A 3499-nucleotide genomic window follows, 5' to 3' on the forward strand; every position below is an offset into this window, starting at 1 on the left:
TTACCAAGATAATCACCAGTTGAATGAAGTTCAACGACAGATTTTGAACCTAAACGTCTTGGTACTTAAGCAGCACCACACACTAATTTATACAGAGACTGAGCAAAAGCAACTGCAAATTGGTGGGGCTTACCAGGCGACCGGGGGAATGGGTGATGTATTGGCTGGAATTGTGGCTGGTTTTGCCGGTCAATTCAAGGCTAATACAACGAAAGCTGTTGAGGCGGCAGTGTACGCACATTCAGCCATTGCTCAAGAAATGGCCGGACATAGCTATGTGGTGAAGCCAACGTTTATTGCGGATTCTTTGCCAAACTACATGGCGCGCATTCAATCAAACTTATAGACGAAAAAAATACCGTCACTCGCAATTGAGTGGCGGTATTTTTGATTAACTAATTGAAATTACTTGTGACGAGCCTCAATTTCGTGGTTCATCTTGTTAACTTCTTCGTCAGTCAATGGGTACTTCATGATGACCAAGATGGCAAGCACAGCCATGATAATTGGCAACCAGATCATTGACCATTGCAATCCCATCAAGGCAGCAGCAGATTGAACCTTCTTAGTACCATCGAAGCCAGTAGCGGCATTGATGTAACCAGGAATGATACCACCCAAAGCCAAACCAATCTTGAAGAACAAGCCCATGATGGCGTTGATGATACCGGCAACACGCTTACCAGAAGTGTATTCACCGTATGAGACAACTTCAGGAACCAATGACCACATGAATCCAGTGGCTGAAGTCAATCCCCATTGTTGCAAGAAACGTCCGATGTAACCCAAAGCAATGTTTTCAGGTGACTTCGTCCAAATCCACAAGACAATTGATCCGACCATGAAGATAGCTAGGAACAAAGCAAAGAATTGCTTCTTACCAACCTTGGCACGAATCTTAGGCCAAAGGAAGACCAAGAAGATTCCAGGAATTGATCCAAGCAATGAGATTGAACCGTTCCATTCTGAGTGACCAATGTTGTATTGCAAGAAGAATGGCCATACTGTGTTTCCGAAGAACATAAATGTAAAGCCGACCAAGAAGAACAACCCCAAGATTCGCAAAGGCTTGTTACGCTTCAATTCAGCAAACAAGTCTGAGTACTTTACTTCAGGCTCATCTTCAGCAGGCAAGACACGTTCCTTCGTCTTAGCATACGTTACCATCAAAGCGATGAATCCGATGACCATGTAGACGGCGTAAACCTTGAACCAAGCACCAGCAGATTGTGCTGATGAGTAGTCACCCAAGTTCATGTGGATACCAAACATTCCGATATCCTTTGATGAACGGTCAACTGATGTTGCCAATTGCACGAAGATAGGGAAGCATGTGTAAACCAACAAGTTTGCGATGTTAGCCAACGTCATACGAACCGTTGTCAACTTTGCAATTTCATCGTTATCACGTGTCAATGATGCGTTCAAGGCACCGTATGGAATGTTAACGAATGAGTAAACCATGGCTGTTGCCATATATGACAAGAAGGCATATGGCACCTTGAAAGCAGGGAACCATTGACCAACTGGCAAGAACAAGCAGGCAGCCAAGATAACTAGCGGAATACCGAAGTTACGAAGGTATGGCAAGTACTTACCACCCTTAGGATGTGCTTTATCGACTGTGGCACCAACCCAAGGATCCCACACAACGTTGATCCAACGAACGACCAAGAAAATAGTGGCACCAGCCGCAGCTGAAATACCGTTAACAGTTGTCAGGAAGAATAGCAAGAATCCACCAACAGTACCGAAAACCAAGTTTTGGGCAAAGTCACCCAAACCATAGGCAATACGGTCCATTAATGTCAACTTAGCAAATTCGTCCTTTTTAACAGATTGCGTATTTGCATCCATAAGAACAAACCCCTCAAAATATAGAAATGTAATTGCTTAATGCATGCTCATAATATCACTAAAAAATACGAAAAAGCCGGAATTTACAAAGCGTTCTGTAAGCGTTCACATTTTAGCTGTTCTATGATGAAAATAAGACTGTCAAAAGGGAAGTTGACCAGGCAAATCATGATTAAATTCTGCAAAGATTTGCAAAATGGCGTATAATTACAACCAATATGACAGTGGAGGTCAATGAGATATGACAACGCAATGGCGTGCAGAAGCATTGAAGTATGAAGATGCATTGTTGACTGACTTGAAGGAAATGTTGGCCATCAAGTCAGTTCGTGATGATGAGGCAGCGACTGAGGACGCACCTTTGGGACCAGGTCCTAAGGAAGCTTTGCTTAAGTTCGAAGAATTTGCAAAGCGTGACGGTTTCCGTGTTGGTAACTACAAGAACTTGGTTGCCTATGCAGAATTGGGACCTGAAGACGCTGACGAAACAGTTGCCATTATTGGTCACTTGGATGTTATGCCAGCTGGTGACGGTTGGACAAAGGATCCATGGTCACCAGTTATCGAAGACGGCCGTTTGTATGCGCGTGGTGCATCAGACGACAAGGGACCTTCATTTACGGCTTACTACGCAATGAAGATGATCAAGGACTTGAACTTGGACTTGAAGCGCAAGCTAGTTTTGGTGATGGGAATTGATGAAGAGTCTGACTGGACTGGTATGGATGACTTCTTTGAGGAGTATGGTATGCCAACGATGGGATTCTCACCTGACGCTGAGTTCCCAATTATCAACGGTGAGAAGGGTAACGTTTCAATCGTAACGCGCTTTGCTGGTACGCAAGGTGGTTCATTGAAGTTGGTTTCATTCTCAGCTGGTTCACGTCCAAACATGGTACCTGGAACTGCTGTTGCCGTTGTTGAGGCTGCAGATATGGCTGCTTTGGTTTCAGCTATGGATGCTTACTTGGCCGCTGAAAAGCGTGTTAAGGGTGAAGCTAAGGTTGATGGTAACCAAGTAACGTTTACTTTCTATGGAAAGCAAGTTCACGGTGCGATGCCTGAAACTGGTGAAAACGCCGGTACTTACTTGGCTAACTTCTTGCAAGACCAAGACTTTGGCGGTAACGCTAAGGGCTTCTTGACGTTCTTGGGAACGCAATTGCACGATGACACGGTTGCTGAGAAGATCGGTGCGAAGACGCACGACGATTTGATGCACGACTTGTCAATGAACGTTGGTATCCAACGCTTTACTGATGGTGAAGATGGCTTTGTAAATGCTAACTTCCGTTACCCACAAAACACAACGGCTGAAGAAATTGAAGGTCACGTAGCATCATCATTGCCAGCTGGCTTTGATGCAACGGCTAAGCAAGAAGGTCACGCACAAGTGCCTCACTACGTACCTGGTGATGATCCACTAGTTAAGACGTTGTTGCAAGTTTACCGTGAGCAAACAGGTTTGCCAGCCGGTGAACAAGTTATCGGTGGTGGTACGTTTGGACGTTTGTTGAAGCGTGGTGTTGCCTTTGGAGCAATGTTTGAAGGCGTGCCTGACACGATGCACCAAGCCGACGAATTCTACCCAGTATCAGATTTGACACGTGCGATGGCTATTTTCGGACAATCAATGTACGAA

3 protein-coding genes are annotated in these 3499 nt (G+C 44.9%); 2 read left to right on the plus strand and 1 reads right to left on the minus strand.

Annotated elements, in window-relative coordinates; all coding sequences use genetic code 11:
• Positions 1-346 (plus strand): NAD(P)H-hydrate dehydratase (locus tag WEIDD23_RS14575; RefSeq protein WP_278279469.1); only part of this gene is annotated, 346 nt, incomplete at its 5' end.
• Positions 347-405: 59 nt separating this feature from the next.
• Here the strand turns inward: WEIDD23_RS14575 and WEIDD23_RS05370 are convergent.
• Positions 406-1857 carry an MFS transporter gene (locus WEIDD23_RS05370; RefSeq protein WP_062358821.1) on the minus strand — a complete coding sequence of 484 codons (1452 nt, stop codon included), beginning with the start codon at positions 1855-1857 and terminating at the stop codon, positions 406-408.
• 241 nt (positions 1858-2098) lie between these two features.
• On the opposite strand from WEIDD23_RS05370, the gene pepV reads away from it, so the two are divergent.
• Positions 2099-3499: dipeptidase PepV (gene pepV, locus WEIDD23_RS05375; RefSeq protein ID WP_062358839.1), on the plus strand; the 1401-nt coding region annotated here is incomplete at its 3' end.

The organism is Weissella sp. DD23, assembly GCF_001579105.1.
In the GTDB taxonomy this organism is placed as follows: Bacteria; Bacillota; Bacilli; order Lactobacillales; family Lactobacillaceae; genus Weissella; species Weissella cibaria.

What these genes read in the sequence shown, in the direction of transcription:
- WEIDD23_RS05370 (WP_062358821.1), bottom strand. Translation starts at nt 1,857, where the DNA reads ATGGATGCAAATACGCAATCTGTTAAAAAGGACGAATTTGCTAAGTTG.